At 70.9% G+C, this 6,000-nt stretch carries 6 protein-coding genes; 3 read left to right on the top strand and 3 right to left on the bottom strand.

Going from position 1 to position 6,000, the window contains the following annotated elements; translation table 11 throughout:
* Positions 1 to 170 precede the first annotated feature (170 nt).
* From ACZ6C1_RS17100 to ACZ6C1_RS17090, 3 genes are read right to left on the bottom strand one after another with little or no spacing between them, the layout of a single operon-like run.
* The gene (locus tag ACZ6C1_RS17100) at positions 171 to 779 is read right to left on the bottom strand and encodes a TetR/AcrR family transcriptional regulator (RefSeq protein ID WP_469241761.1); all 609 of its coding nucleotides are present in this window, start codon (positions 777 to 779) and stop codon (positions 171 to 173) included.
* A gap of 11 nt (positions 780 to 790) precedes the next feature.
* Positions 791 to 2,884, bottom strand: coding sequence for a YhgE/Pip family protein (locus tag ACZ6C1_RS17095; protein ID WP_469241760.1), 2,094 nt, complete (start codon positions 2,882 to 2,884; stop codon positions 791 to 793).
* Positions 2,856 to 3,848, bottom strand: coding sequence for an ATP-binding cassette domain-containing protein (locus tag ACZ6C1_RS17090; protein WP_469241759.1), 993 nt, complete (start codon positions 3,846 to 3,848; stop codon positions 2,856 to 2,858). The genes ACZ6C1_RS17095 and ACZ6C1_RS17090 overlap by 29 nt, the downstream gene beginning before the upstream one ends.
* Before the next feature lie 156 nt (positions 3,849 to 4,004).
* On the opposite strand from ACZ6C1_RS17090, the gene ACZ6C1_RS17085 reads away from it, so the two are divergent.
* The 3 genes from ACZ6C1_RS17085 to ACZ6C1_RS17075 all read left to right on the top strand — a co-directional run bounded on the left by ACZ6C1_RS17085 (position 4,005) and on the right by ACZ6C1_RS17075 (position 5,980).
* Positions 4,005 to 4,511, top strand: a complete 507-nt coding sequence (locus ACZ6C1_RS17085) for an SAV_6107 family HEPN domain-containing protein (protein WP_469241758.1) — start codon at positions 4,005 to 4,007, stop codon at positions 4,509 to 4,511.
* A gap of 49 nt (positions 4,512 to 4,560) precedes the next feature.
* Positions 4,561 to 5,319 (top strand): methyltransferase, encoded by a 759-nt coding sequence (locus ACZ6C1_RS17080; RefSeq protein ID WP_469241757.1) that lies wholly within the window; start codon positions 4,561 to 4,563, stop codon positions 5,317 to 5,319.
* A 265-nt stretch (positions 5,320 to 5,584) separates the two neighbouring features.
* Positions 5,585 to 5,980: a DUF3040 domain-containing protein gene (locus ACZ6C1_RS17075; protein WP_469241756.1), complete on the top strand. Its 396-nt coding sequence runs from the start codon at positions 5,585 to 5,587 to the stop codon at positions 5,978 to 5,980.
* The last annotated feature ends 20 nt before the right edge of the window (positions 5,981 to 6,000 follow it).

Raw genomic sequence — 6,000 nt, 5'->3', positions numbered from 1 at the left:
AGCGCTCCGCAGGAAGGGGTGGCAAAAGAGGAGCGAGGGGGGGAAACGGAGGGAGGACTCCTGTTCGAAGGGGTCCGGGGGGGCTCGCCCCCCCCCGGACCGGCTTCTTCGTACCCGTACGGAGCCACCTGCCCCGCCGTCACGCCGTTCCGCCGTCCTGCCGTCCGCGCCTAGCGGCCGCTGACGCGCCCGTGCAGCAGCCGGGAGAGAGCGGCGTGGACGTCGTCGATCGAACGCTCACGCTGGAACGCCTGCCAGTCCAGCGCCGCCACCAGCACCATTCCCACCAGCGCGGCCGCCGTCAGCGGGATGTCGATCTCGTCGCTGAGCTCACCGCCCGCGACACCCTCCCTCAGCACCGTCTCCACGACGGCGACGGCCTCCTGACGCACCACCAGGAGCGTCGACTGCCAGGCGCGATTGGTGCGCCACAGCTCGGCCACGTACAGCTGGGTGAAGGCCGGGTAGCGGTCGATGAACACCAGCCCCGCGCGGATCATCGCGTCCAGCGCCTCGACCCGTGTCCCGCCCCCCGCGGCCGTCTCGTCGGCCGCGGTCCGCAGGGACTCGGTGAGCAGCCCGACCCCGTGCCGCAGCAGCTCCTCGAAGAGCTCGGTCTTGCTCTTGAAGTTGTAGTAGACGGTGCCCTTGGCCACCCCGGCGCGCTCGGCGATCTCGTCCACTGTCGTCGCCGAGAAGCCCTGCTCGGCGATGAGGGTCACAGCGGCCTCGTAGAGCTTGGTGCGGGTGGCCTGCCGTCTGCTGCTCTGGGTGTCCATGGCGTCGATTCTCACAGGCTCAGCTCCGGGTGCAGGCGATCCAGGGTCCACACCTGCTTGCGGCGCGCGGAGACGGCCGTCAGGGCGAGCGCGCCGAGGGTGAAGGCCGCGAGGACGGCACAGCCCGTCCAGACCGGTTCGAGGCCGCCGCCCGTGATGAGCCGGCGCAGTGCCTCGACGACGTACGTCATCGGCAGGAAGGGGTGGATCGCGTTGAAGAAGCCGGGGCTGGTCTGAACGGGGTAGGTGCCGCCGGCCGAGGTCAGCTGGAGCATCAGCAGCGCCAGGACGAGGATCCGTCCGGCGGCGCCGAAGCGGGCGTTGAGCCACTGGATGATCGCCGCGAAGCAGCAGGTGACCAGCAACAGGAACGCCACCGTCCCGGCGGGGCGCGCCATTTCCAGGCCCAGACCCGGTGCCCAGTGCAGGACGGACATCAGGGCGGCCACCTGGAGCACGCCGATCGTGGCCACCGGCAGCCAGCCGGCCAGCGCGATGCGCCACGCGGAGGCACCGGAGGCGAGAGCACGGCGGTTGAGCGGCTGGATCAGCATGTACGCCACCATGGCGCCCACCCAGAGGGAGAGCGGGATGAAGTACGGGGCGAACCCGGTGCCGTAGTTGGGCGCCTTGTGCAGCGACTGGGAGGCGAGCTTGACCGGGTCGGCCATCGCCTCGGTGCGGCGGTCGCGTGCGTCCTTGTCGTAGTCGGGGATCTTCTCGACACCGTCGTTGAGGCCGGTGGCCAGCTCGGTGGAGCCGTCGGCCAGCTTGTACATGCCGCTGTCGAGCTCGCCGGCGCCCTTCTTGAGTCGGCCGACGCCGCTGTCGAGTTCACTGGAGCCCGACTTGGCGGTGGTCAGACCGGTGTGCAGGGTGTCGGCGCCGGTGGCGACCTTGTGGGCGCCGGTGTTCAGTTCGTTGATCTTGCCCACGGCGTAAGCGAGGTCCGAGTCGAGGTTCGGCGCCCGCTTGGCGAGGGCGTCCGCCTTGGTCTGGAGGTCCTTCAGCTGCGCGTCCAGCTTCTTCAGGTCGCCGTTGCTGTCCTCGGCCAGTACGGCGAGGTCGTCGGCGATCTTCGCCACGTCGGCGGACGCCACCTTCGCCCGCTCCACCTTGGGGCACAGCTTGGTGTCGGGCAGGGGCTTGTCCTCGCACTCCTCCTTGTGGATGGCGGCCAGCTCGTCGGCGGCCACGTGCGCGCCCGTCCGGAGCGTGGGCCCGCTCTTCACGATGAGGTCCAGGCTGTTGCGCATGCCCTGGGAGAAGTCCGACACCAGCCGGGCGGAGTCGCCGATCTTCTTGCCGTTGTCCTTGAGGTACGGACGTACGTCGGCGGCCACGGCGTTGACCTTGTCGGCGAGCACCTGCGTGCCGTCGGCGACCTGCCGGGCGCCCGTCTCCAGGTCGGCCGCGCCCGTGTCCAGCTTCTTCAGCCCGCCGGCCAGCTCGCCGCTGCCCTTCTTGGCGTCGGTGAGACCGTCGGAGAGGTCCTTGGAGCCCTTCTTTGCCTTCGCGGCACCGCTCTTGAGCTCGTCGGCCCCCTTGGCCGCCTTCTCGGTGGCGTCGTGGAGGTCGGAGAACTTGATGAAGATCCTGTCGAGGAACGACCGGGACGACTTCGTCGAGGCGGCGGTGCGGACCTCGGCGAAAACGGTCCGCGAGATCTGCCCCACGATGTAGTTGTTGGCGTCGTTGGTGCGCACCTGAAGGGCACCGGTCTCGGGCGCGTCGCCGGAGCTGGACGCGATGCGCTCACTGAAGTCGCCGGGCATGGTCAGCGACAGGTAGTACGTACCGTTCTCGACGCCCTTGCGGGCCTCCGCGTCGCTCACCTCGTGCCACTCGAAGACCTTGCTCTCCCGCAGGTTCTTGGTGATGTCGTCACCCGCGGTGATCTTCTTGCCGTCGGCGGTCGCGCCCTTGTCCTCATTGACGAGCGCGACCGGGAGCTTCTCGAGCTTGCCGTACGGGTCCCAGAAGGACCACAGGTACAGGGCGCCGTACAGCAGCGGCAGCAGCAGGATCGCCACGAGTGCCGCGCGCGGCAGCTTCCCCCTGCCGAACCGCTTCAGCTCAAGCGCGGCCAGTTTCGGTGAGCGCATCGGCTGCCCCCTTCTCGGTCTCGGTGTCGGTCTTGCTGTCGGTGTCGGTCTTGCTGTCGGTCTTGGTTTCGTCCGGCTCGTCTTCGTCCGGCTCGTCTTCGTCAAGCTCGTTCCGGTCCGGCTCGTTTGCGTCCGGACTGGTTTCCGGCTCGGTCGCGGCCTCGTCGGTCGTGGTCTCGGCGGGCTCGGTCTCGGCCCCGCCGGGCCGGCTCGCGTCGGTGCCGTCCGTTCCGGTCGTATCGTCCGTTCCGGTCGTGCCGTCCGTGCGGATGGCGGTCGTGCCACCGGGTGCCTCGCTGCACACCGCGAGGACGGTCGTCCCGCCGTCGGAGATGGACCGCAGCAGCGACCAGGCCTCGGCGCGGTCGGCGCCGGAGAGCTTGAGGTCCGTGTCGTCGACCGCCAGCAGCCGCGGCTCACCGATCAGCGCCAGGGCGATCGACAGGCGCAGGGCCTCCAGCCGCTCCAGGTCCCGCACGGAGGTGCGCTCCCCCTTGGGCAGGGCGTCCAGGTCCAGGCCCGCGGTCTCCAGCGCTGCCTGGATGCGCGCCCGGGAGGCGGCGGCGCGTTCGGCGCGCGGGCGCAGCAGGGCGAGCGGCGAGCCGTCGAACCGGCGCTGGAGCAGGGCGCGCTCGCGCAGGTGCTCGGCGACGGTCAGCGCCGGGTCGAGGTCGCTGACGCCGGGCACCGGGCCGAGCGCGCTGATCCGTCGTACGGCGGCCATCTTGCGCGGCAGGGCCAGCCCACCGACCTCCGCGTGCCCCTCGGTCGCGCGCATCCGCCCGGTGAGGGCCAGCAGCAGGCAGGTGCGGCCGGACCCGGACGGGCCCTCGATCGTCACCAGTGCGCCGGGCGCGACGTCCACCGTCACACCGCGGAAGGCCCAGCCCCGGGGGCCCTTCAGCCCGAACCCCTTCGCGACCACGGCGGCACCGCCTGCCCGGCGGTCGTTCTCGGATTCCACGAACCCCCCATTTCTTTGAACTGACCGGTCAGTGCAAAAACTTACTCCGAACCTTCGATCGAGGCAAAAGAGCAGGCCGGGCCGGACTGTCAGTGGTGGCCTGCACGATGGGCACATACGGCCCCAGTGCCGTGACACGACGACAGGAGGTTCGTCATGGCCGGTACCCACGCGGCGGCGAACGACGTCCACCCCGTGGTGCGTCGCGCCTCGGCGCCACCCGCTGCCCTCGACCTGCTCGACCAGGCCCGCGCGACCCTGGCGGAAGCGAGCGGCCTCGAAACCGCCAACGAGCGGTACGCCACCGCTCATCTCGCCGCCCTCCGGACCGCGGCCGCCGTGCTCGCCGTCCGGGGCCGCCCCGAGACCACTCCCCGCAAACGGCAACAGATCCGCAGCGCCTGGGAGGTGCTCCCGGAGATAGCGCCCGAGCTGACCGAGTGGAGCGCCCTGTTCGCCTCCGGGGCCGCCCGCAGGGCGCGCGCGGAAGCGGGCATGGAGGGCGCGGCCGGCAGCCGGGACGCCGACGACCTGATCCGCGACGTGACCATGTTCCTCGGCCTGGTGGAGCGGCTGTTGACACCGCAGTCCGTGCTGCCACGATCCAGGCCGCGGAAGGCGGAGGCCGACCATCCGAACGGAGTGACCGGGCACGGCCCGTAAGGCCATAGGGTGGGAAGCGTTCGTAACCGTCACCGAGGAGTCAACTGCCGTGTCGGACCCGCAGCGCCCCCGCGCCTCCCTTCGTACCGCCGTGGTGTGGGACGTTCTCGAGGACGCCCTCGACCGCCGGGTCAAGGCGACCGGCAAGGACAGCCTGGACGTCCTCGACACCGGCGGCGGCAGCGGAAACTTCGCCGTGCCCGTCGCCCGGCTCGGTCACCGGGTCACCGTCGTCGACCCGAGTCCCAACGCGCTCTTCGCGCTGGAGCGCCGTGCCGCCGAAGCCGGCGTCGCCGACCGGGTGCGGGGCGTCCAGGGCGACATCCACGGCCTGTTCGACGTCGTCGAGCGCGGTGGCTACGACGCGGTGCTGTGCCACGGCGTCCTGGAGTACGTGGACGACCCCGCCGAAGGAGTGCGCAACGCCGTGGAGGCCCTGCGGCCCTCCGGCGCGCTCAGCCTCCTCGCGGCCGGCCTCGGCGGTGCCGTACTCGCGAGGGCGCTCGCCGGGCACTTCACCGATGCCCGCCGCGCGCTGACCGACCCGGCGGGCCGCTGGGGCGAAGGCGACCCTGTACCGCGGCGCTTCACGGCCGAGCAGCTGACCGAGGCCGTCGAGTCGGCCGGAGTGGAGGTCGGGGCCGTGCACGGCGTGCGGGTCTTCGCCGATCTCGTCCCCGGAGTCCTGGTCGACACCGAGCCCGGTGCCCTGGAGGCGCTCCTCAAGTTGGAGGCGGCCGCGGCCGAGCTTCCCGCGTTCCGGTCGGTCGCCACCCAACTGCACGTCCTGGGCGAAAAGCGCGGCTGATCCGACCAGCGGGCTGATCAGCGGCGCAGCCGCAGATGGAGTACGCCACAGGCCCCCCGCTCGCGTCCGGATCCCCGTATGATCGAGGGACACCATCCGGCATGACGGATCGGCGGACGGGGAATCAACGCCTCACCAGCCGAACCGGCATGGCGGTCCGATCGGTGAAAGGCACAGAGGGCGGGTTTCACGGGGGCGAATCCCTGCCTATCCTGAAAGGGCCGCATACCGGTCGCCCCCAGCGACCGACGACGAGGAGGACTCCGTGCCGCTCTCGGAGCACGAGCAGCGAATGCTCGAGCAGATGGAGCGAGCGCTGTACGCCGAAGATCCCAAGTTCGCGACAGCGCTCGAGGGAAGCGGGCTGCGTACACACACCCGGCGACGGGTCTACCAGGCTGTCGCAGGCTTCCTGGTGGGTATCGCGCTCCTCATGGCCGGAATGGTCGCGCAGCAGATCTGGATCAGCGTGGTGGGATTCCTCGTCATGCTCGGCTGTGCGGTACTCGCGGTCACCGGATGGCGTAAGGCGCCCAAACCGGGTGAGCAGCAGGCCGAAGGAGGCACGGCCCACCACGGCCGGCACCCCCGGCAGCGCCGCTCGATGATGGACCGGATCGAGCAGCGGTGGCAGCGCCGCCGCGACGAGCAGGGACACTGAACGCACGGCCGCGAGGCCGC

This window comes from Streptomyces sp. NPDC041796, assembly GCF_055590785.1.
The sequence above is the reverse complement of the archived record's forward strand: the minus strand, read 5'-3'. Positions and strand labels throughout refer to the sequence as shown.